Genomic DNA, 22657 nt, shown 5'->3' on the forward strand with positions numbered 1-22657 from the left:
CCGGGCGCGCGGCGCGGCCTCGCTCGGCCGTACCGACGGGCCGAGGCTCGCCGGAAGCGCCCTAGCCGCGCCCGCCGCGCAGCGGCGCCTTCGCGAACTCCGCCATGCCCGCGCCGAATCCGACGGTCGCCGACCAGCCGAGTTCCTCCTGGATCCGCCGTGACGAGGCGGTGATGTGGCGGACGTCGCCCAGCCGGTACTCACGGGTGACCACGGGCGCCGGGCCGCCGTACTCGGTTGCCAGCGCGGTGGCCATCTCCCCCACGGTGTGCGGTGTGCCGCTGCCGACGTTGTACGGCCGCAGCATGCCGGTCATCGCCTCCGACTCCAACGCGGCGACGTTCGCCGTGGCGACGTCCCGTACGTGGACGAAGTCCCGCCGCTGACCGCCGTCCTCGAAGACCCTCGGGCTCTCCCCCCTCTCCAGTGCGGAACGGAACAGTGCGGCCACCCCCGCATAGGGCGTGTCGCGTGGCATCCCCGGTCCGTACACGTTGTGGTACCGCAGCGACACCGCCGTGCCGTCGACCGCCCGGGCCCACGCCGCCGCCAGATGCTCCTGGGCCAGCTTCGTGGTGGCGTAGACATTGCGCGGATCGACCGGGGCGTCCTCGTCCACCAGCCCGGGCCGCAACGGCTCACCGCAGTGCGGGCAGCGCGGCTCGAAGCGACCGGCGTCCAGGTCGGACACCCTGCGCGGGCCGGGGCGGACCATGCCGTGCCGTGCGCAGTCATACCTCCCCTCGCCGTACACCACCATCGAACCCGCGAGCACCAACCGATGTACCGTGCCCCGGGCCATGGCCGCCAGCAGAACCGCCGTACCCAGGTCGTTGCAGCTCACATAGTCGGGCGCGTCACCGAAGTCCTTGCCGAGTCCGACCATCGCGGCCTGGTGGCACACGGCGTCGACTCCGCGCAGCGCCTCCTCAACGGCGGCCGGGTCACGCACATCGGCGCGTACGAAGTCGACCTCGGGCGCGACGTCCGGCGGCACGGTGTGCGCGGCGGGCAGCAGCGCGTCGAGTACGCGCACTCCGTGCCCGGCTTCGGTGAGTGCGGTGGCGATGTGCGAGCCGATGAAACCCGCGCCTCCGGTGACGAGTACCAGCATGGACCGACCGTACGGGCCGTCCGGCGCCGCTGGTGGCGGCGCGGCCGGTACGTCAGCGATTCGTAAGATCGCTGCTCTCCCCGCGCCACCCCGCCTTGGCGCTTGCCGAGCGGCCTTCGGCCGCCGTCATATGGTCAGCTCCAGGGTCGCCGTGGACGGCGCCACGAAGCCCAATGCCTGTGCGTACAGGGAGAGTTCGGCCTCCAGGCAGCGGGCGATGGTCTCCTGGCGGCGGAAACCATGGCCCTCGCCCTCGAAGGTGAGGTACGCGTGCGGGACGCCGCGTCCGGCAAGGGCCGCCAGGAACCGCTCGCACTGCACTGGCGGGCAGATGACGTCGTCCAGCCCCTGCAGGAGCAGGAAGGGCACGCGGATCCGGTCCGCGTGGCTGACCGGGGAGCGATCCCGGTACCGCTCGGGGACCTTGGCGATCGGGCCGACCAGCGTTTCCAGGTACTGGGACTCGAAGTCATGGGTCTCACCGCCCTCCGACCAGCCGGTCAGGTCGAGTACCGGGTAGCTGATCGCGCCGCAGGCGAAGGTGGAGCCGGAGGCGAGCGCGGCGGCGGCGGTCCACCCACCCGCGCTTCCCCCGCGGATCGCCAACCGCGCCGGGTCGGCCACGCCCTCCGCGACCAGCGCCTCCGCGACCGCCACGCAGTCCTCGACGTCCACCACGCCCCACTGCTCGCGCAACCGGTTGCGGTAAGCACGTCCGTACCCGGTCGATCCGCCGTAGTTGACCTCCGCGATACCGATGCCCCGGGAGGTGAAGTAGGCGATCTCCAGGTCGAGTACGAGCGGTGCCCGGCTGGTGGGACCCCCGTGCGCCCAGATCACATAGGGCGGAAGTTCGCCGTCGGGTGCGGTGAACCCGGGATTGTTCGGTGGGTAGAGCTGGGCCTGGATCTCCCGGCCGTCCGGGCCGGTGAAGGTGCGCTCGACGGGGACCGGCAAGTGGTCCGGGTCCACGGCGTCGCTGTGGTGGGCGGCGACCGCGCGGGGGCGGCCGGTGCGGATGTCGACCTCCACGATCTCGTGATCGGTGGTGGCGGTGGCGGCGATCCCGACGACCCGCGTTCCGGACGCGGTGAGCGTGGCGTCCCACTCGCTCCACTTCCCGGGGACGTCGGTGAGTTCTCCCGTGGCGGCATCCAGGATGCCGAGGCGGTGCGCTCCTCGGCCATGGAGGACGGCGATCAGTCCGTCGTCCAGCGGGGCGAACCAGCTCAGTCCGATGCGCCACAGCGGTCCTGCGAACTCCTCTTGGCGGGGGCAGAGGTTGACCGCCTCGCCGGTGGCCGGGTCGACCCGGTGAATGTTCCACCAGCCGGTGCGGTCCGTCGCGGCCAGCAGCGTGTTGTCCCGCGCCCAGTCGATCTGTGCGATCGACTCGTCGGGGCCGCCGATGAGGGTGCGCGCCCCGGAGAGTCCGTCATCGGTCACATCGGCGATCCACACCTGCGTGCCGTCCCAGGGCATCCGCGGATGGTCCCAGGCGATCCAGGCGGCGTGCGCTCCGTCCGGCGACAGCCGCGGTCCGGTCACGAACCGGTTGGTGTCCTCGGTGAGTTCGCGCACCCGCGTACGGTCCTCGGCCGCCGACCCGTCCAACGGCACCGCGGCCAGGACGCGTCGAACGTCGGTGGGGCGCTGACCGGTGAACTCCTCCAGCACGCACCAGACTTCGCCACGGTCGGGGTGTATCTGGAGGTCCACCCAACGCAGTCCGTCCCCGACCGCTGAGACCGGCGTGAGAGGACGCGGCCGACTCCCCCGCGCATCGGGCTCATAGGCGAACATCCGCTGGTCGGCGAAGTGCACGAAGACGATCAGCGGTCCCCGCCCGGCCGCACGGTCCGTTGCGGCCCACGGGAGGCCGCCGTACTCGATGACACGGCTGCGGACGTTCCAGGGCGGTGGCAGTACGGACTCCTCGGTGCCGTCCGCGTGTCGGCGCATCAGGGCGCGCCGCCCGCCCTCCGCGGGACGGGGGGCGGTCCACCACAGTTCGTCGCCGACGATGCGGGCGAACTCGGGTCGGCCGTCGCGGGACGCTGCCGTCGCCGCGTCGATGGGTGATTCCCAGGTGCCGTACGGGGCGGTGAGGACGGTCATGCCGGTCATCTCCTAGCGGCTCAGGAAGCGGTCGAGGACTCGGACGCCGAAGTGCAGGGCCTCCACGGGCACCCGCTCGTCAACGCCGTGGAACAGCGCCCCGTAGTCGAAGCCGACGGGCAGCTTCAGCGGCGAGAAGCCGTAGCCGACGACGCCGAGCCGGGAGAACTGCTTAGCGTCCGTACCGCCCGACATGCAGTACGGCACCACATGCGCACCCGGGTCGAAGTGCAGCAGTGCCTCCCGCATCGCCGCGAAGGTCGGCGAGTCCACCGGCGCCTCCAGTGGCACCTGCCGGTGGTAGAACTCCCAGTTCACCGCGTCACCGGTGAGCTGGTCCAGGGTGCGGATGAACTCCTCTTCGCCGCCCGGCAGTGTTCTGCCGTCCACATGGGCCGTCGCACTGCCCGGGATCACATTGACCTTGTAACCGGCCGACAGCATGGTCGGGTTGGCGCTGTTGCGCAGTGTCGTGTCCACCAGACCTGCTGCCGGGTCGAGTTGGGACAGCAGCCCGGCCACAGCGCGCGAGAGTTCGTCGGGGGATGTGGCGTCAAGGTTGGCTTCGAGGCCGTGCAGGGCGGCGAGTTCGGTGAGTGCGGCCCGTACGGTGGGGGTGAGCCGCAGCGGCCACTGGTGGTCGGCGATGCGGGTGACGGCGGCGGACAGTGCGCTGACGGCGTTGTCGGGGTTGGCCTTGGAGCCGTGCCCGGCCGTGCCGTTCGCGGTGAGTTTGACCCATGCGGTGCCGCGCTCCCCGGCGGCGACCGGGTAGATACGCAGGCCTTCGGCGCTGTGGAAGGTGAACGCCCCGCATTCGCTGATGCCTTCGGTGCAGCCCTCGAACAGGTCAGCGTGCTGCCGGGTGAGGAAGTCCGCCCCGTACTCCGCGCTGTCCTCCTCATCGGCGGTGAAGGCGAGCACGATGTCCCGCCGCGGCCTGCGCCCTTGGCGTGCCCAGGCCCGGACCGTCGCCAGCACCATCGCGTCCGCGTTCTTCATGTCGATGGCGCCACGGCCCCACAGGACACCGTCCCGTACCTCGCCGGAGAACGGGTGCACGGTCCAGTCGGCGGGCTCCGCGGGCACCACGTCCAGATGGCCGTGGACCAGCAGGGCGTCGGCAGAGGGGTCGGTTCCTTCGATGCGGGCCACCACGTTGGCCCGGCCGGGCGCGGATTCCAGGACCTGGGGTTCGAGCCCCGCGTCGGCCAGCTTCTCGGCGACGTATTCGGCCGCGGGTCGTTCGACGCAGTCGCCGCCACCGCGGTTGGAGGTGTCGATCCGGATCAGGTCCGAGGTGAGGCGGACCACTTCGTCGAAGGCGACTGTGTCGTCCTGAACCGTCCGCGTCACGCTCGCGAGCGTTGTCTCAGCCATATTGCTCCTCCACCGCCGCCGAGACGAGTGTGGTCACGGCCTTGAAGCATCTGATGCCTTCGTACATGGTCGTCGCGGCGTACCGAACGCGGCGTTCGCCACACCGCTCGACCGAGGGCACGACGCAGGCGGCTCCGACGAGGTGCGCGGCGTCGAACTCCACTTCCACGCTGAACGGACCGCCCCGCGCCGGTTCCTGGCGTACGGCCAGTGCCGCCGCCTGCTTGGCCGCGGCTCTGATGTCCTCCGCGGTGCGCGCCGGCGGTCGGCACACGGCGGCGTACCGCGACACGTAGTCCTTCACTCCTACGGTGTAGGCGTCGGGTGCGTAGGTGTGAGCGTCGAGGGCGGTGCGGTCGTCGCCGGTGACCAGGACGACGGGGACTCCGTACTCGGCGGCGACCAGCGCGTTGAGCCGTCCCTCGCTGGCCCGCTCACCGTTGACCCACACGCCGGTGATGGAGTTGGCGAGGTAGGTGTGGGCCAGGACGCCTTCGGTGCCCGCGCCGGTGTGGTACCCGACGAACGCGATGCCGTCGGGTCTGCGGTGGTCTTCGTACTGCACGCCCTCGACCATCGAGAGGTCCTTGTGACGCCCCGTGAGCATCTCGGCTCGCTTGTCGAGTTGTTCCAGCAGGAGGTTGCGCATGGTCCAGTGGGCCTCGTTGACCACGACCTCGTCGGCGCCGCCGTCGTAGAAACCGGCGATCGCCGCGTTCACGTCGGACGTGAACATGCCGCGGCACCGCTGCCATTGCTCGGTGCCCGGAAGCACGTCGGCGGGCCATGTGACGCCAGTGGCGCCCTCCATGTCCGCGCTGATCAGAATTCTCATGGCTCGGACGGTACGCGTCGGTCGACGGCGGCCGCCAGGCCTGTGGATAACTCTAGAGGTCTAGACCTCTAGAGTTATCCACAGGCCTGGCGGCCATGCTTCAGCCGCCGGAGACTCGGCGGCATGACATCACTCTCAGCGACCCACCACCAGCCACTGCGCGGGAAGGTCCATGCGCGAGCCGTCCGGGCGGTGCTCCGTCATCACCAACTCGATCCGACCCCGCGCGAGCACCGAAAGCCCAGCGTCGCAGAGCAGTTCGGGCACGGATGCGTCATCCACCTCACCCGGCGTCAACCCATGCGCGAAGACACTGGCCAGCTTCGGCGGCGGCCCGCCGTCTCCCTCGGCGGCCTCCCGCAGCACCGACTTCGCCTCCGACAGCAGCTCCACGACGAAGGCCCGCCCACGCCCACCGACCAGTGTGCCCACGGCCTGTGCGACCGCCGGGCGCGCCGCCCCCTCGCACTGATGGATCACCCCACGCATATAGACGTGTGCGTCGCCCAACTCCGTGTGCAGCCGCTGCATGGCCGCCGCGTCGGACGCGTCCAGCCGCCGGAACTCCGCGAGGCCGTCCGGATCGCACTGCCTCGCGTACTCGACGGCCGCCGCCGAGAAGTCCACGCCGACCGCGCGCCCGAAGCGCTTCGCGAGGTAGCGGGTCTGGGTGCCGCTGCCGCAGCCGAGGTCCACCATCGGCAGCGTCCCCGCGCCAAGGTACGGAGCGAGCAGTTCCATGTGCGGCTCGGCGCTCAGCGCGGCGTCGCAGTCCCAGATCGCCGCTCCCGGAGCGACCGGGGTGTCCTTCCAGTACCCCTCCCACGCCTCGGCATAGCGGCTGGATACACCCATATGAACTCCCGACACCAAACGAGAAACCGTCAAGATCCTTGCTGTCGGCCCGAGCGGCACCACGGCAAGGAGCGCGTTCCGACGTTCCGCATGCATGCGCCCTGTGCGCATGGCGCGCGGCAGGCTACGCGCGCCTCCCGCAGGGCAGCGGCTGTTCGAACCACACGGTCTTGCCGTGCGCCCTGCGGCTGGTGCCCCACTTCCGGGAGAGCCGGTCCACAAGACGCAGGCCCCGGCCGTACTCGTCGTCGGGACCGGTGCCGAGCAGCACGGGCACCGCCTGGTCGTCGTCGCTCACTTCGCACAGCAGCGCGTCGGCCCTCACCAGCCTCAGTTCAACGCTCTGTGTGCGGGCGTGCCGTACGGCGTTGGTGACGACCTCGCCGACCAGAAACTCCGCGGTTTCGCAGGCCTGTTCCAGGTCCCAGCGGCGCAGCGTTTCACGAGTCAGTTGGCGAGCTCGCGCCACTTCGCCGGCCCGTGGGGCCAGGGTCCAGGTCGCCACGTCCGAGCGCGGGATGCCGTTGAGCCGGGCCATCAACAGGGCCACATCGTCCTTGCGGCCGCCGACGGGATTGAGCGCACGGATGATCGCGTCACACGCGTCGGTCATCGAGGCCGCCGGATGCGCCGCGGTCTCGCACAAGGCGGCCAGCCCGGTGCCGATGTCCTGGCCACGCACCTCGACCAGGCCGTCGGTGCACAACAGCAACCGGTCACCGGGTGCCACGGGTACCCGAACGGTCTCGAACGGCACGCCGCCGACTCCTATCGGCGCGCCCGTCGGCAGTTGCAGCAGTTCACTTCGGCCGTCCTCGGCCCTGACCAGAACAGGTGGAATATGACCAGCGTTGGCAATCAGCAGATCCGACTCGACCGGGTCGTACACCGCGTACAGACAGGTGGCCAGGTAGTGCTCCCCAAGGCGCTGCGCCAGGTCATCCAGGTGGCGAAGCAGTTGCGCCGGCGGCATGTCAAGTGCTGCCATCGTCTGCACGGCGGTCCTCAACTGTCCCATCATGACCGCCGAGTTGAGGCCGTGTCCCATGACATCGCCCACCACCAGCGCCATCCGGGAACCGGGCAGGCGGATGGTGTCGAACCAGTCGCCGCCGATCCGCCCGAGCCGGGTACCCGGCAGGTAGCGGGTGGCGACGTCGCAGCCCGGCATCCGCGGACTGATCCTCGGCAGCACCCGGTCCTGGAGCGTTTCGGCGACGCTCTCCTGGTGGGTGTACATACGGGCGTTGTCGAGGACCAGCCCCGCACGGGCGGCCATTTCGGCGCCGGTAGCACGGTCCATGTCGTTGAACGCCGAGCGGTCGCCGCGGCGCAGCAGCACCATGAAGCCCAGCACCACATGGCGCGCCTTGAGCGGGACGATGAGGATCGACCGTCCATTGATCAGCGGGCGCAGATCGCGCTTCTCGAACTGGGCGGCGATCCGGTCGCCCAACTCATCGCTGATCAGCGGGATGAGTACGGGTTCACCGGTGACCATGCACTGGAAGAACGGGGTGTGCTCGGGAAACGCCATGGCCTCGCCGACCGGGACGGTGTCGTCCCAGCGGCCCGGTTCGTCGTTGTGCTCGACCCACACCCGGTGCCAGATGGTGGTGACGTCCGGCGGCCCGTCGGGGAAGCCCTCGCCCGCGAGCACCTCAGCCCGCAGGTGCGTTCCGGCGAAGTCGGCGAAGCGCGGCACGGCCGCGCTGGTCACCTCGCGGATGGTGCGCTCCAGGTCGAGGGAGGAGCCGATCCGCCCGGAGACCTCGTTGAGGAACTCCAACCGCTCCCGAACAGCGGCGTGTTCGAGGTCCAGGGCATCATCCCGCGATGTCACCGCGGCGGGCGCGTCCGAGGTCGCGGCAGGCACCTCATGGCGCTGACGGAGCTTGGCCCGCCGCTCCAGGTATCTGGGCACACCCCAGTCGGGGGTGACGGGCACCCGCTCGTACTGGCTGATCTCCATTACCGGATAGCCGAGTTCGAGTACCTGGGAAACGATACGGCTGCTGCCCGCGGGTCCCATGTTGGGCAGGATGTCGGGCAGCCGCTCGCCCAGCAGGTCCGCGCCGGGGAACTCGGTGTGCAGGGCGAAGCCAGGAGACACGCGTTCCAGCGGCCTGGCGCGGCCGCCGTCCGCGCACTCGTCGACGCCCAGCCGGGCCGCGTCGGCCATCAGCACCAGCAACCGCTCCGGGCCCGGACCCGCCAGTGGATACGCCCACCAGAGCACATCGACGGGGCCGCCCTGGGCATCGGACAGGTGCGCCCGCCCGGCGGTCGGATAGGGGGTCACATCGGAGAGCGAGACGTCCAGTTCCGGCCCGGCCCGGTCGCCGTCCTCCTCCTGAGCGGTCAACGCGCCGGTGACTGGCAGCAGGTCGACACCCGGGCGACCCACCGCCTCGTCTCGTGCCGTGCCCAGCAGTCGACGCGCGCCACTGCTCCAGTGCGAGACCAGGCCGTCGCCGTCCATGACGACCACGGCCAGCGGGATCCGTCCGGGAGGTGTGCTGGTCGGCTCGGGCGGCATGGGGTGGTCCATCGTCCGCGGGACTCCTTCCCTGTGGGGCCGCGGCCCACGGCCGTCCCCCGCCGCGGTGCAAGATCTGCGACGCCGGTACCACCGTACGACCCGGGGCGAAGCCGGTGGGCGCAAAGCGAGAATCCGGCGCACGCCAGCACGAGTCACCCGCTACCACGGTCTGAGCGACGTGCGTGTTAGCGTCCCGTTCTTGGTACGGCATCTGGGGAAAGACCGGGAGCAAACACCCATGAGCACGCTCGAACCGGCCCCTCGCGCCGCGCTTCTGCCACGTCTGCCCGCGGCGTCGTGGCTGAGGCATCCCGTTGTCGCGGCGGTGCTGCTGGCAGGTGCGCTCCATGTGGTGTGGGCGCTGTTCCTGGCCGCCGAGGGCGGTGACCTGGCCGCGCAGTACGCATGGACCGAGTTCGCACAGCACAACCCCGACTCCGCGTACAACCTGTCGTGGTACGGCGGTATGCATCCCGTCTCGTACAGCGTGCTGACGCCCTACCTGATGGCGTTCGCGGGGGTCCGCACGACGGCGATGATCGTGGGCACCCTCTCCGCCGCCGTCTTCGCCCAGTTGCTGATCCGCTCGGGGGTTCGGCAACCCATGACACCGGCTCTGTGGGGCGCCTTCTCGCTGTGGTGCGACACGGTGTCGGGACGGGTGACGTTCGCCGTCGGGGTGCTGTTCGGCCTGGCGGCCGTCTGGGCCGCGTACGAGACCTGGGGCAACCGGTTCGTGCGTGGTGGGACGGCGGCGGCGCTGGGTGCGCTGGCCACGCTCTCCAGTCCGGTGGCGGGGCTGTTCGTGGAAGTGGTGGCGGCGGCGCTGATGCTCACCGGGCGGCGCAAGGCCGGCTGCGCCATGGCGGCCGGGCCGGTGCTGGTGGTCGCCACGACGACGCTGCTGTTCCCCTTCTACGGGGTGCAGCCGTTCTCGTGGGGCGGTGCGCTGCTGCCGGTGCTGGTCGCGGCGCCGCTGGCGGTGTGCGCTCCGAAGTCCTGGCGGCCGATGCGGATCGGCGCCGCGGTCTACGTGCTGGGGGTCGTGCTGACTTTGGCGGTCCCGTCGCCGGTGGGCAGCAATGTGGTGCGTCTGGCGCTGCTGTTCGGCGGCCCGCTGCTGCTGGCCGCCATCGCGGCCAGCAGGGAGGTGGACGCCAGGAAGACGCTCGTGCTGGGGCTCGCCTTCGCCGTCGCCTTGGTCTGGCAGATCTTCAAGCCCGTTCAGGACCTGCTCTCCACCGCGCCCGCCGCGGGTTGGTCGGCCTACTCGCGGCCGCTGCTCACCGAGTTGGACCGGCTGGGCGCGGATCGCGGACGGGTGGAGGCGGTCGCCGCGCAGACGCACTGGGAGTCGGCGGGCCTGGCGCCGTACGTCAACCTGGCGCGCGGCTGGAACCGGCAGGTTGACGTCGAGCGGAACCCGCTGTTCTACCACGGCACGCTGACGGCCGAGGCCTACCACGAGTGGCTGCGGCGCTGGGGAGTGAGCCTGGTGGTGCTGCCCAACGCCGAGCCGGACGGCGCCTCGGTCGCGGAGGCGCGCATCGTCGCCGCCGGGCAGCCGTGGCTGCGGCCGGTCTGGCACGACGCGCACTGGCGGGTGTTCCGCGTCACCGACGCGTCGCCATTGGCCGACGCCCCCGCACAGGTGGTGCGGGCGGCGGAGGGCGAGATGTCGGTGCGAGTTCCCAAGCCGGGGGCGGTTCTGGTGCGGGTGACCTGGTCGCCGTGGCTCGGGGTGCTGGGAGGCGGAAACGCCTGTCTGGAGCAGGACGGCGAGTGGACGCGGTTGCGGGCGGCCGAGCCGGGAGTCTTCCGGATCGGCGCTCGCTACCAACTGCCGCGCGGCACACCGTGCCGGACGGCGGCGGGGCGCTGAGCGCGGTCGGGCGACCGCGCTCAGCGCCCCGGCGATACGCGTCAGTCCTCGTGGCCCAGTTGAAGGTCGCGTTCGGTGCGTCCACCGCCCGCGACCTGTAGGACGGTGGCCACCGGCGGGTAGCCCGCCGCGATCACGGTGTACGAACCCGCCGCCAGGTCAACGAAGCGGAAGACGCCGTCGCCGCCAGTGGTGACCGAGTCGACGACGTTGCCCGCCGCGTCCAGCAGGGTCACCCGGGCGTCCTCCACCGGCCGTCCGTCCGGCGCCCGGACGGTACCGCGCAGCACCGCGCCACCCGCCAGCTCCACGTCCTGCCGGGTCTCGCGGGCGGCCTGCACGGAGACCGGCAGCGCCGCGGGGCGGAACGCGGGGGCGCTGGCGGCCAGCGTGTACTCGCCCGCGATGAGTTCGGTGAGCACGTAAGAGCCCTCGCGGCTGGTGCGGGTGCTGGCCACCACCTCGCCGCGCACATCGGTCAGGGTCACGATGGCGTCCGGTACCGGCGTGCCGTCGGCGGTCAGGACCGCGCCCGCCAGCCGTCCGGCGCCACCGAGCACCACGTCGAGGTCCACCGGACGCTCCCCGACCGTGACGGTGACCGCCTGCGGCTGGTGGCCGCCCGCGGACGCGATGAGCACATAGCTGCCGTTGCCCGGTGTGCTGAGCGCGTACCGCCCGTCGTCACCGGTGGCGCCGCGCCCGATCTGTCGACCGGAGGCGTCGATGAGGGTCAGGGCCGCGCGGGCCACCGTGGTGCCGTCGGAGTGCTGGACCGTACCGCACACGGGGACGCCCGCGCCGGGAGCGGACCGTGCCTCGGGGATGAGCGACTGCGCACCGGTCGCCGGACCGTTCTGGGTCACCGGGAGTTTCTCCTTGAGCAGAAAGGCGAGCAGGAAGCCGAAGACGAGCACCGGCACCAGGTACAGGTAGATCCGCGGCATGGCCTCCGCGTACGCCCGCACATAGCCGTCGCGCAGCGGCGCGGGCAACGCGTGCACCAGCTGCGGGGTGATCGAGTCGGGGTTTGGCAGCCGCGCCGAGTGCGGCAGTCGCACGGCGAGACGGGCGGTGAGCCGGTGGGCGAACAGCGTGCCGAACACCGCCGCGCCCAGTGAACCGCCGATCTGCCGGAAGTAGTTGTTGGCCGAGGTCGCGGTGCCCAGGTCAGTGGGGCGGACGGTGTTCTGCACGGCCAGGACGAGCACCGGCAGGCACAGTCCGATGCCCACGCCGAGCAGGGCCAGCCAACCGCTGTAGACGGTGCGCGGGGTGCTGCCGTCAAGCCGGGACAGCAGCCAGGTGCCGACCGACGCGCACGCACAGCCGAGGATCGGATAGGCCTTGTAGTGATCGGTGCGGCTGATGAGTTGGCCGGAGACGATGGAGGCGACCACCACGCCGCCGGTCATGGGCAGCGTCAGCAGCCCGGACCGGGTGGCGGAGGCCCCGTCCACCATCTGCAGGAACGTCGGCAGATAGGTTGCCGCGCCGAACAGCGCGACCCCGACGGCGGCGCCGACGAGCCCGCTGACGGTGAACACCCGGTCCCGGAAAAGCCGCAGCGGAATGATCGGGTCGACCGCGAACCGCTCGACGACAAGGAAGCCGACGCCGGCGACGAGCGCACCCGCGGCGAGGCCGACGATCACATCCGATCGCCACGCGTACCGGGTACCGCCCCAACTGGTCAGCAGCACAAGGCAGATGGAGAGGGCGACGATCAGCAGGGCGCCGAGCACGTCCAGTCGCGGGCGGGCCGTGGGCCTGGGCAGTCTCAGCACCAGGGCGATCACCACGAGGGTGATCAGCCCGAAGGGCACGTTGACGTAGAAGCACCAGCGCCACGAGGCGTGGTCGGTGAGGAAACCGCCGAGCAGCGGTCCCGCCACCGAGGCCAGCCCGAACGCCGCACCGATCAGGCCCATGTAGCGGCCGCGTCGTCGGGGCGGCACGATGTCGGCGATGATCGCCTGAACGCCGATCATGAGACCGCCGCCACCGATCCCCTGCAGGCCACGGAAGACGATGAGTTCGTCCATCGAGTGCGACCAGCCCGCCAGGGCCGAGCCCATGACGAACGTGGCGATCGCGAACTGGAAGACAGGTTTGCGGCCGAAGATGTCGCCGAGCTTGCCGTAGATCGGCAGGCCCACGGTGGAGGCCAGCAGATAGGCGGTCACCACCCATGACATATGGCCCAGCCCGTGCAACTCCCCGACGATCTTGGGGAGTGCGGTCGCCACGATGGTCTGGTCCAGGGCGGCGAGCAGCAGGGTGAGCATCAGCCCGAGGAAGACCATCCGCACCCGGCGCGCACTCAGTTGCACCGTGGCGGGCGGCCCCTCGGCGCCCTCGTAAGACTCCTCGGCACCCTCGTACGGCTCCTCGGCGTCCTCGCAGGACGCGGGCGCCTGGCGGGCGGGCTCGGCCTCGTACGGCTGGTGCGGAGGCGGAGTGCCCTGATGCGGTACGCGGGTTGCCGCGCCCGGGGCGGCCGTCGCCCGGCCCGGCGCCTTCGGTCGCTCCGCGCCCTGACCCGGCCCGGCGCTGTCGGTCCTCTCGGCCTGTCCGGCCAGTGCGGTCCCGCCCACTGCTGCTCCCCTCGTCACGCTGCGGGCCATTTCTCGCATTACGCGACAGGAACGAGCAAGCGCGACGTTTCCCCTCAGGGGGCAGAGGGAGGGCGGTCAACTACCGCTGCGAAAAACCCACTTGGCACCCCATCAGGGAATTTCGCACTAAGCGGCGCGCGCTAGGCGCGCGCCTCCCTTGCCAAGAAATCCACTCGATTCGGTGAATACGGCCGGTGCCGGTTTTCGCCGCCGTTCCGCAGTTAGTTACTTCTCGACGTGTGCCGCGAGATTGGCGAGGACCTGGTCGTGGATGCGGTTGAGCCCCTTGGGGGCGAAGGTCCGCTCGAAGAAGCCGCCGATGCCGGTCGCACCGCTCCAGGTGGTGGAGACGACCACCTTGGCCTTGCCCTCCCCCGCCGGGGTCACGGTCCAGGTGGTGACCATGGTGGAGTTGCGGTCCTTCTCCACGAGCTGCCCGGGCGACGGCTCGGTCACCTCGAGCAGGCAGTCCCGCACCCGCTTGGAGGTGGCCTGCAGCTTCCAGTGCACCAGGGTCCCCGCACCGGCGCCGCCCTCGCGCACCTCGTACTCGCTGTACTGCTCGGGCAGCAGTTCCTTGCGGGCGTGGGCGTAGTCCGCGAGGGTGCCGAACGCCGCTTCGGGCGTGGCGGCGACGATCCGCTCGGTGGTGGCCTCTACCTGTGCCATCTGTTCGTCCTCCGGTTCGTGTTCCGGGGGCACCGCCTCCGGAATCCACTCACTTGCTCGGTCAGGGCAGAAGCCAACCACCGTGGGGGCGCCGAACCGAAATCGGGGCCTCATCCGGCCCACAGCGGTTAACGCGGGGCCCAGGATCCGACTCGCGCCAAATTCGCTCGCGTGTTCTATTCTGGTTTTCGGGGGACCGGCGACGCGAGGAGGCAGCAGCATGCGCTGGGACAACCTGGGCCTCAACGGGAGCACGCCCGCACTGTTCGGCACCGAGGTCGTGTCGCGGACGTTCGACACCCCGGAGTTCCGTGGGATCACCTTCCACGAGGTACGGGCGCGCACGATCATCAACCGGGTGCCGGGGGCGTCCCGGATGCCGTTCGAGTGGACGGTCAACCCCTACCGCGGGTGCAGTCACGCCTGCGTGTACTGCTTCGCCCGCAACACGCACAGCTATCTCGACCTCGACACCGGCCATGACTTCGACTCGCAGATCGTGGTGAAGGTCAACGCGCCCGAGCTGCTGCGCCGCGAGCTGGCCGCGCCGCGATGGCATGGCGAGCACATCGCCATGGGCACCAACGTCGACTGCTACCAGCGCGCCGAGGGCCGCTACCAGCTGATGCCGGGCATCATCAGCGCGCTGCGGGACCACGCCAACCCGTTCTCGATCCTCACCAAGGGCTCGCTGATCCTGCGCGATCTGGAGTTGCTGGAGCAGGCCGCGCGGGTGACCGAGGTGGCGACCGCCGTCTCGGTGGGGTTCACCGATCGGCGGCTGTGGCGCGGCGTGGAACCGGGCACGCCGGCTCCGGACAAGCGTTTGGAGGTGTGCCGGACACTTAATGAGCACGGCATCCCATGCGCCGTGCTGATGGCCCCGGTCCTGCCGTTCCTCTCCGACTCCCCCGACCAGTTGCGTGAGACGGGGCGGGCCATCGCCGCCGCTGGGGCCACGTCCGTCACGCCGCTGGTGCTGCATCTGCGCCCGGGGGCGCGCGAGTGGTACATGAAGTGGCTCGCCGAGCGCCATCCGCAACTGGTCAGGCGGTACATGGCAATGTACGCGGAGAGCGCATACGCACCGAAGTGGTACCAGCGCCGCATCACCCGCCAAGTACACGAACTGGCCCAGGAGTTCGGCATCGGCCCGTCCCGTCCGGGCACGGCCAGGCGCATCGAGTCCACGGCCCCCGAGGTGGCCGCCCCGGCCGGGCCGACGCAACTGACGCTGCTGTGAGCGCGTCCACGGCTACCGCGCTCATCTGAACGCGGCGCAATTCACATGGGCGACCCTCTGGCGCCCAGGTTACTGACGAGTTACTCTCGCACCAACGAGCCCGCGCACCGCTGACCGCGGTGTCAGGGTTCTCGCGCACGGTGGCCTGGTGACGCAGCCACCACGCGCACAGCACCACCGCACCATCGCGGTATCTCGTCGGTTCGGCATCGCGGCGCGGCCCCGGGACAGGGCCCGCCACCCGCTCCACGGACACCCCTGTGCCCGCCTTCCCGGGCGCAGGCGCCCGAAGGGCACCCCAACTCCCGCACCGCAGGTGTGTGTTCGCCGACACGCGCGCGGTAGCTCCTCAGTCGTCACGCCCCGTTCCCGCACGGGGCACACCCCCTGGAGTTTCGCGATGGACCGTCCGTCCACCCCGTCCCCCTCCGCCCTGCGCACCGTCGCCGTCGTCGGCCTCGGCACCATGGGCTCCGGCATCGCCGAGGTCCTGGTCCGCGCCGGACACGAGGTCATCGGCATCGAACGCTGCGAGCAGGCGGCCGCCGCCGCGGCCGCCGCCCTGGAGCACTCCACCGAGCGGGCCGTGCAGCGCGGCAAGCTCACCCCGGCCGAACGCGGTGAGGCGCTGGCCCGGTTCCGCACCTTCACCGATCTGCACGCCGCCGCCGACGCCGACCTGGTGATCGAGGTGGTGCCGGAGAACTACGAGCTCAAGCGCGAGGTCCTCACCACGCTCGACGCCATCGTCAAGCCGGAGGCGATCCTGGCCACCGGCACCAACGCGCTGTCGGTGACCCGGCTGGCTGCCGAGACCAAGCGCCCTGAACAGGTGCTGGGGCTGCACTTCTTCGCGCCCGCGCAGGCCATGAAGCTGGTCGAGGTGGTCTCCACGGTGCTCACCGCGCCCGAGGCCACGGCCCAGGTGACCGCGCTGGTGAGCGCGCTCGGCAAGGAGGCGGTCCCGGTCGGCGACCGGCCCGGGTTCATCGCCGACGGGCTGCTGTTCGGCTACCTCAACCAGGCCGCCGCGATGTACGAGGCGCGCTACGCGACGCGTGAGGACATCGACGCGGCCATGCGGCTCGGCTGCGGGCTGCCGATGGGGCCGCTGGCGCTGCTCGACCTGATCGGCGTCGACACCGCGAAAACGGTGCTGGAGGCGATGTACTCCGCCTCCCGCGACCGGCTGCACGCACCGGCGCCGATCCTGGGCCAGTTGGCGGCGGCGGGCCTGACCGGCCGCAAGGCCGGACGCGGCTTCTACACCTACGCCGAGCCCGGCAGCCACGAGGTGGTCGCCGACCGGCAGACCCCGGGCGACGGCCAGCGGCAGGGCGCGGGCCGCACCGTGCGCACCGTCGGCGTGGCGGGCTCCGGAACCATGGCGACCGGCATCGCGGAGGTCTTCGCGAAGGCGGGCTACCAGGTCGTCCTGGCCGCCCGCGGCCAGGAGAAGGCCGACGCCGCCGTCGCCCGCATCGCCAAGTCCCTTGCCCGCTCGGTCGATCGGGGCCGTCTGGCGCCGGCCGACCGGGACGCGGCGCTGGCCAGGATCACCGCGGCGGGGTCGCTGGACTCCTTCGCCCAGGTCGACCTGGCGGTGGAGGCGATCGCCGAGGAACTCGCCCTGAAGCAGCAGCTGTTCGAGACCTTCGACAAGGTCTGCCGACCGGGCGCGGTGCTGGCGACCACCACATCGTCGCTGCCGGTGGTGCAGATCGCCGCCGGGACCTCCCGTCCGCAGGACGTCATCGGCATGCACTTCTTCAACCCGGCCCCGGCGATGAAGCTGGTCGAGGTGGTGCGCACGGTGCTCACCGCGGACGACGTGCGGGCCACGGTGCACGAGGTGTGCGGCACCATCCGCAAGCACCCGGTGGACTGCGGCGACCGGGCCGGTTTCATCGTCAACGCCCTGCTGTTCCCGTACCTGAACAACGCGGTGAAGATGGTTCAGGAGCACTACGCGAGCGTGGACGCGATCGACACCGCCATGAAGCTGGGCGGCGGTTACCCGATGGGCCCGTTCGAACTGCTGGATGTCGTCGGGCTGGACGTCTCGCTGGCCATCGAGCGAGTGCTGCACCGGGAGTTCCGTGACCCGGGGCTCGCTCCCGCCCCACTGCTGGAGAACCTGGTCTCCGCGGGCTGCCTCGGCCGGAAGACCGGCCGCGGCTTCCGCGAATATGCCAGGGCCTGACGACACCAAGGGGTGGGCCGGGGTCTTCCCCGGCCTGGCCCCCGGCGCCGGACGAGCTGGGGCGCCGGGCGCACCGCCTGCCGAAATGCAGTACGTTCCCCACATGTCCCAGCCGCGCTCAACCACCCGAACCACCGCACAGCGGCACCGCGTGCGCCAGGACCTGGCCACGGCCGCTATGCACCTGTTCTCCACGAAGGGGTACGAAGCCACCACGGTCGACGAGATCGCCGCGGCGGCGGGGGTGGCCCGGCGCACCTTCTTCCGCCACTTCCGCTCCAAGGAAGAGGCGATCTTCCCCGACCATGACGACACCCTGGTCCGTGTCCAGGCGGTACTGGACAGCGCGGAACCGGGCGAGCACCCACTGGACACGGTGTGCCGCGGTATCACCGAAGTGCTGCGGATGTACGCGGAGTCGCCCGAGGTGTCCGTGGAACGCTATCGACTGACCCGCGAGGTCCCCGCGCTGCGCGAGCACGAGATCGCGTCGGTCGCGCGCTACGACCGGCTGTTCACCCGCTATCTGCTGGGCCACTTCGACGAGGCGGCGCACCGCGCGGGCGATGACGACCCGCTGCTGGCCGAGGTGGCCGCGTCGGCGGTGGTGGCCGCCCACAACCATGTGCTGCGGCGCTGGCTGCGGGCGGGCGGCAAGGGCGATGTGGAGGCGCAGTTGAACCACGCCTTCGACGTGATCAGGGAGACATTCGGCACCGGCATGGGCGTGGGCCGCGCCACCCCGGCAACGGCGGCGCCGGTGCCGCAGGAGGACCGGCCGGGCGCGGTGGTGGTGGCGGTGGCCCGTACCGACGCCTCGCCCACCGAGGTGCTGCGGGCCGTCGAGAAGGCCCTGGAATCCGGCCTGGACTGACCAGCGGCAACTCCCCCAAGCTCGCACGGCCGCACCCGGCTTCGGGTGCGGCCGTGCCACATCCGTGCGCGGTTCCGTGTCACGACCGCGCACGGCCCGTGCCGCGTCCGCGTGAAACTCGTCCAAAAAAATTTATGGCACGCAGTGTCTTTACGAGTGACACCCCGTGCCATAACCTAGCCGTGTCCGGGCGGGCGGCGTGCAGCGAACCTCCGCACGCCGTCTGTCCCCAAGCGCCCGGACGCCTGCGTCACAGGCTCCCCCAGACCCCGTCCGGGGGCACTTCCAGCGCGCCACAGCGCGCTCACGCACCACCGCCGAACCGACGGCACACCGAGACCCCAGCGTTCCCTCAAGCGTCCCCAAACGCTTCGCCGGAGGCCCCAAAGTGAACGACATCCTCGACGCGATCCTCGCGTCGACCGCATCCGACAGCGGCTCCCACACCGTCACCGCCGCCGATTTCGCGGCCCTGCCGCTGCCCGAGTCGTACCGTGCCGTCACCGTCCGCAAGGACGAGGCCGAGATGTTCGCCGGCCTGACCACCCGCGAGAAGGACCCCCGCAAGTCCCTCCACGTCGACGAGGTGCCGGTGCCCGAACTCGGCCCGGGCGAGGCCCTGGTGGCCGTCATGGCCAGTTCGGTGAACTACAACTCGGTCTGGACGTCCATCTTCGAACCGATCTCCACCTTCAACTTCCTTGAGCGGTACGGGAAGTCGTCGCCGCTCGCCGCGCGCCACGACCTGCCGTACCACATCATCGGCTCCGACCTGGCGGGCGTCGTGCTGCGCACCGGCCCCGGAGTCAACGCCTGGCACCCGGGCGACGAGGTCGTCGCACACTGCCTGTCGGTGGAGTTGGAGTCGGCCGACGGCCACAACGACACGATGCTCGACCCCGAGCAGCGCATCTGGGGCTTCGAGACCAACTTCGGCGGTCTGGCCGAGATCGCGCTGGTCAAGTCCAACCAGCTGATGCCCAAGCCCAAGCACCTGACCTGGGAGGAGGCGGCCTCCCCCGGGCTGGTCAACTCCACCGCGTACCGCCAGTTGGTCTCGCGCAACGGCGCGGGCATGAAGCAGGGCGACAACGTGCTCATCTGGGGTGCCAGTGGTGGCCTCGGCAGCTACGCCACGCAGTTCGCGCTCGCCGGCGGCGCAAACCCGATCTGCGTGGTCTCCTCACCGCAGAAGGCGGACATCTGCCGTGCGATGGGCGCCGAGGCGATCATCGACCGCAACGCCGAGGGCTACAAGTTCTGGAAGGACGAGCACAACCAGGACCCGCGCGAGTGGAAGCGGCTGGGCAAGCGGATCCGTGAGCTGACCGGCGGTGAGGACGTGGACATCGTCTTCGAGCACCCCGGCCGGGAGACCTTCGGCGCCTCGGTCTACGTCACCCGCAAGGGCGGCACCATCGTCACCTGCGCCTCCACCTCCGGCTACAACCACGAGTACGACAACCGCTACCTGTGGATGTCGCTGAAGCGCATCGTGGGCTCCCACTTCGCCAACTACCGCGAGGCATGGGAGGCCAACCGCCTGATCGCCAAGGGCAAGATCCACCCGACGCTGTCCAAGACGTACCGCCTGGAGGAGACCGGTCAGGCCGCCTACGACGTGCACCGCAACCTCCACCAGGGCAAGGTCGGCGTGCTCGCCCTGGCCCCGCAGGAGGGCCTGGGGGTGCGCGACCACGAGCTGCGCGAGAAGCACATCGACGCCATCAACCGCTTCCGGAACGTCTGAGGGACAGCGCAGATGAGTGAGCGTCAGAAAGATCGGCCGTGGCTGATGCGGACCTACGCGGGGCACTCCTCCGCCGAGGAGTCCAACGCGCTGTACCGGCGCAACCTCGCCAAGGGCCAGACCGGACTGTCGGTCGCGTTCGACCTTCCGACGCAGACCGGCTACGACCCCGACCACATCCTCGCCCGCGGCGAGGTCGGCCGGGTCGGGGTCCCGGTCGCCCATCTCGGCGATATGCGGCGGCTGTTCCAGGACATCCCGCTGGAGCAGATGAACACCTCGATGACCATCAACGCCACCGCCATGTGGCTGCTGGCGCTGTACCAGGTGGTCGCCGAGGAACAGGGGGCGGACATCGCCAAGCTCCAGGGGACGACGCAGAACGACATCGTCAAGGAGTACCTGTCGCGCGGCACCCATGTCTTCCCGCCCGGTCCGTCGCTGCGGCTGACCACCGACATGATCACCTACACGGTGAACCACATCCCCAAGTGGAACCCGATCAACATCTGCAGCTACCACCTGCAGGAGGCGGGAGCCACTCCGGTCCAGGAGATCGCCTACGCGATGTGCACCGCGATCGCCGTGCTGGACGCGGTGCGCGACTCCGGCCAGGTGCCACCGGAACGCTTCGGCGATGTGGTCGGCCGGATCTCCTTCTTCGTCAACGCGGGCGTCCGGTTCGTCGAGGAGATGTGCAAGATGCGGGCCTTCGCCCGCCTCTGGGACACCATCACCCGGGAGCGGTACGGGATCGACAACCCCAAGAACCGCCGCTTCCGCTACGGCGTCCAGGTCAACTCGCTCGGGCTGACCGAGGCCCAGCCGGAGAACAACGTCCAGCGCATCGTGCTGGAGATGCTCGCCGTCACCCTCAGCAAGGACGCCCGCGCCCGCGCCGTACAACTCCCCGCCTGGAACGAGGCGTTGGGTCTGCCGCGCCCCTGGGACCAGCAGTGGTCGCTGCGCATCCAGCAGGTCCTGGCGCACGAGAGCGACCTGCTGGAGTACGAGGACATCTTCCGCGGCAGCCATGTCATAGAGGCCAAGGTCGACGAGATCGTCGAGGCCGCCGCCGCCGAGATCGAACATGTTCAGGAGATGGGCGGCGCCATCCCGGCGGTGGAGTCCGGCTACCTGAAGTCCCAACTGGTCGCCTCGCACGCGCTGCGCCGGGCCCGTATCGAGGCCGGTGAGGACAAGATCGTCGGGGTCAACAGCTTCGAGGGCACCGAGCCCAGCCCGCTCACCGCGGACCTGGACACCGCCATCCAGACCGTCGACCCGGCCAACGAGGCTCTCGTGGTCAAGGCCCTGGGCAGCTGGCGGGCCGAGCGCGACGAGGCCCGCGCCCAGGCGGCCGTCTCAGCGCTCAAGGAGGCCGCAGCCACCGACGCCAACCTGATGGCGGCCACGTTGGAGTGCGCCCGCGCGGGGGTCACCACGGGCGAGTGGTCCTTCGCGCTGCGCGCCGTCTTCGGCGAGTTCCGCGCCCCCACCGGGGTGAGCGGCGCGCCCGTCGCGGTCGCCCCGGAGGCGGGCACGCCGCTGGCCGAGGTGCGCCACAAGGTGGCGGCCACAGCACACGAGTTGGGGGTCGGCAAGCTGCGGCTGCTGGTCGGCAAGCCCGGCCTGGACGGGCACTCCAACGGTGCCGAGCAGATCGCGGTTCGCGCGCGTGATGCGGGATTCGAGGTCGTCTACCAGGGCATCCGGCTGACCCCCGAGCAGATCGTCACGGCCGCAGTGGCCGAGGACGTGCACTGCGTCGGACTGTCGATCCTGTCCGGCTCGCATCTGGAACTCGTCCCCGAGGTACTGCGGCTGCTGCGCGCCGCGGGGGTGGAGGACATGCCGGTGATCGTCGGCGGCATCATTCCGTCGGCGGACGCCGAGGCCCTGCGCGCGAAGGGCGTCGCAGCGGTCTTCACGCCGAAGGACTTCGGCATCACCGAGATGATCGGCAGGATTGTGGACGAGATCCGCCGAGGATACGGTCTCGGAAGCCTGGGGGCTGCCCCCGTGACCAACTCCGCTTCGCTCCAGGAGGCTTAGACCCCATGCAATTCGGCCGCACCTACGAGGAGTTCACCGTCGGGGACGTCTACCGGCACTGGCCCGGCAAGACGGTCACCGAATACGACGACCACCTCTTCTGTCTGCTCACCATGAACCACCATCCGCTGCACATGGACGCCAACTACGCGGAGCGGACCACCGATTTCGGCAAGAACGTCGTGGTGGGCAACTACATCTACTCCCTGCTGCTGGGCATGTCGGTGCCCGATGTCTCCGGAAAGGCGATCGCCAACCTGGAGATCGAGTCGCTGCGGCACGTGGCACCGACCTTCCACGGCGACACCGTTTACGGCGAGACGACCGTGCTCGACAAGTGGGAGTCGAAGTCGAAGAACGACCGGGGCATCGTCTACGTGGAGACCAAGGGCTACAAGCAGGACGGCACGCTGGTGTGCGTCTTCCGCCGCAAGGTCATGGTCCCCACGGCCACGTACATCAAGGAGCGCGGCGGCGAGCAGCCCGGCCGCCCCGAGCTCAACGCCCAGGAGAAGTAGA

Annotated in this window: 15 protein-coding genes; 7 read left to right on the forward strand and 8 right to left on the reverse strand. The window is 70.5% G+C overall.

Annotation, left to right across the window (positions count from 1 at the left end; all coding sequences use genetic code 11):
* Positions 1 to 61 precede the first annotated feature (61 nt).
* The 6 genes from P3G67_RS25530 to P3G67_RS25555 form a co-directional block, all read right to left on the reverse strand.
* Positions 62 to 1114, reverse strand: a complete 1053-nt coding sequence (locus P3G67_RS25530; protein ID WP_276095587.1) for an NAD-dependent epimerase/dehydratase family protein — start codon at positions 1112 to 1114, stop codon at positions 62 to 64.
* Positions 1115 to 1240: 126 nt separating this feature from the next.
* Complete coding sequence (locus P3G67_RS25535; RefSeq protein WP_276095588.1) at positions 1241 to 3232, reverse strand: S9 family peptidase; 1992 nt, start codon at positions 3230 to 3232, stop codon at positions 1241 to 1243.
* 12 nt (positions 3233 to 3244) lie between these two features.
* Positions 3245 to 4612, reverse strand: a complete 1368-nt coding sequence (locus tag P3G67_RS25540; RefSeq protein ID WP_276095589.1) for a M20/M25/M40 family metallo-hydrolase — start codon at positions 4610 to 4612, stop codon at positions 3245 to 3247.
* Entirely contained in the window at positions 4605 to 5447 is an 843-nt protein-coding gene (locus P3G67_RS25545; protein WP_276095590.1) for a M55 family metallopeptidase, read from the reverse strand. Before P3G67_RS25545 ends, P3G67_RS25540 begins: the two co-directional genes overlap by 8 nt.
* A gap of 135 nt (positions 5448 to 5582) precedes the next feature.
* Positions 5583 to 6302 carry a class I SAM-dependent methyltransferase gene (locus tag P3G67_RS25550; RefSeq protein ID WP_276095591.1) on the reverse strand — a complete coding sequence of 240 codons (720 nt, stop codon included), beginning with the start codon at positions 6300 to 6302 and terminating at the stop codon, positions 5583 to 5585.
* A 124-nt stretch (positions 6303 to 6426) separates the two neighbouring features.
* Positions 6427 to 8853 carry an ATP-binding SpoIIE family protein phosphatase gene (locus P3G67_RS25555; RefSeq protein ID WP_276095592.1) on the reverse strand — a complete coding sequence of 809 codons (2427 nt, stop codon included), beginning with the start codon at positions 8851 to 8853 and terminating at the stop codon, positions 6427 to 6429.
* 229 nt (positions 8854 to 9082) lie between these two features.
* Here P3G67_RS25555 and P3G67_RS25560 point away from each other — a divergent pair, with 229 nt between their 5' ends.
* On the forward strand, positions 9083 to 10726 hold the full coding sequence (locus P3G67_RS25560) for an MFS transporter (protein ID WP_276095593.1): 1644 nt from the start codon (positions 9083 to 9085) through the stop codon (positions 10724 to 10726).
* Between the two features lie 41 nt (positions 10727 to 10767).
* On the opposite strand, the gene P3G67_RS25565 is transcribed toward P3G67_RS25560, so the two are convergent.
* Both P3G67_RS25565 and P3G67_RS25570 read right to left on the reverse strand, forming a co-directional pair.
* Complete coding sequence (locus P3G67_RS25565; protein ID WP_391858342.1) at positions 10768 to 13323, reverse strand: MFS transporter; 2556 nt, start codon at positions 13321 to 13323, stop codon at positions 10768 to 10770.
* Between the two features lie 246 nt (positions 13324 to 13569).
* Positions 13570 to 14013, reverse strand: a complete 444-nt coding sequence (locus tag P3G67_RS25570; RefSeq protein ID WP_269858899.1) for an SRPBCC family protein — start codon at positions 14011 to 14013, stop codon at positions 13570 to 13572.
* A 220-nt stretch (positions 14014 to 14233) separates the two neighbouring features.
* On the opposite strand from P3G67_RS25570, the gene P3G67_RS25575 reads away from it, so the two are divergent.
* The 6 genes from P3G67_RS25575 to P3G67_RS25600 all read left to right on the forward strand — a co-directional run bounded on the left by P3G67_RS25575 (position 14234) and on the right by P3G67_RS25600 (position 22656).
* Positions 14234 to 15256, forward strand: coding sequence for an Rv2578c family radical SAM protein (locus tag P3G67_RS25575; protein ID WP_276095595.1), 1023 nt, complete (start codon positions 14234 to 14236; stop codon positions 15254 to 15256).
* Positions 15257 to 15656: 400 nt separating this feature from the next.
* Entirely contained in the window at positions 15657 to 17459 is a 1803-nt protein-coding gene (locus P3G67_RS25580; RefSeq protein ID WP_276095596.1) for a 3-hydroxyacyl-CoA dehydrogenase family protein, read from the forward strand.
* Positions 17460 to 17544: 85 nt separating this feature from the next.
* Entirely contained in the window at positions 17545 to 18333 is a 789-nt protein-coding gene (locus P3G67_RS25585) for a TetR family transcriptional regulator (protein WP_391858343.1), read from the forward strand.
* A gap of 388 nt (positions 18334 to 18721) precedes the next feature.
* Positions 18722 to 20083: a crotonyl-CoA carboxylase/reductase gene (gene ccrA, locus P3G67_RS25590; RefSeq protein WP_391858344.1), complete on the forward strand. Its 1362-nt coding sequence runs from the start codon at positions 18722 to 18724 to the stop codon at positions 20081 to 20083.
* Between the two features lie 12 nt (positions 20084 to 20095).
* Positions 20096 to 22138: a protein meaA gene (locus P3G67_RS25595; protein ID WP_276095598.1), complete on the forward strand. Its 2043-nt coding sequence runs from the start codon at positions 20096 to 20098 to the stop codon at positions 22136 to 22138.
* Between the two features lie 5 nt (positions 22139 to 22143).
* The gene (locus P3G67_RS25600; RefSeq protein ID WP_269858772.1) at positions 22144 to 22656 is read left to right on the forward strand and encodes a MaoC family dehydratase; all 513 of its coding nucleotides are present in this window, start codon (positions 22144 to 22146) and stop codon (positions 22654 to 22656) included.
* Position 22657: the final 1 nt, after the last annotated feature.

This window comes from Streptomyces silvisoli, from assembly GCF_029269905.1.
Lineage (GTDB): Bacteria > Actinomycetota > Actinomycetes > Streptomycetales > Streptomycetaceae > Streptantibioticus_A > Streptantibioticus_A silvisoli_A.

Bases quoted from the DNA above. Each gene is read 5' to 3' on its own strand.
- P3G67_RS25545 (WP_276095590.1), bottom strand. From the start codon at position 5,447: ATGAGAATTCTGATCAGCGCGGACATGGAGGGCGCCACTGGCGTCACA.
- P3G67_RS25600 (WP_269858772.1), top strand. From the start codon at position 22,144: ATGCAATTCGGCCGCACCTACGAGGAGTTCACCGTCGGGGACGTCTAC.
- P3G67_RS25585 (WP_391858343.1), top strand. From the start codon at position 17,545: ATGCAGTACGTTCCCCACATGTCCCAGCCGCGCTCAACCACCCGAACC.
- P3G67_RS25540 (WP_276095589.1), bottom strand. From the start codon at position 4,612: ATGGCTGAGACAACGCTCGCGAGCGTGACGCGGACGGTTCAGGACGAC.
- P3G67_RS25555 (WP_276095592.1), bottom strand. From the start codon at position 8,853: ATGGACCACCCCATGCCGCCCGAGCCGACCAGCACACCTCCCGGACGG.
- P3G67_RS25530 (WP_276095587.1), bottom strand. From the start codon at position 1,114: ATGCTGGTACTCGTCACCGGAGGCGCGGGTTTCATCGGCTCGCACATC.
- P3G67_RS25580 (WP_276095596.1), top strand. From the start codon at position 15,657: ATGGACCGTCCGTCCACCCCGTCCCCCTCCGCCCTGCGCACCGTCGCC.
- P3G67_RS25560 (WP_276095593.1), top strand. From the start codon at position 9,083: ATGAGCACGCTCGAACCGGCCCCTCGCGCCGCGCTTCTGCCACGTCTG.
- P3G67_RS25535 (WP_276095588.1), bottom strand. From the start codon at position 3,232: ATGACCGTCCTCACCGCCCCGTACGGCACCTGGGAATCACCCATCGAC.
- P3G67_RS25570 (WP_269858899.1), bottom strand. From the start codon at position 14,013: ATGGCACAGGTAGAGGCCACCACCGAGCGGATCGTCGCCGCCACGCCC.
- P3G67_RS25575 (WP_276095595.1), top strand. From the start codon at position 14,234: ATGCGCTGGGACAACCTGGGCCTCAACGGGAGCACGCCCGCACTGTTC.
- P3G67_RS25550 (WP_276095591.1), bottom strand. From the start codon at position 6,302: ATGGGTGTATCCAGCCGCTATGCCGAGGCGTGGGAGGGGTACTGGAAG.
- P3G67_RS25595 (WP_276095598.1), top strand. From the start codon at position 20,096: ATGAGTGAGCGTCAGAAAGATCGGCCGTGGCTGATGCGGACCTACGCG.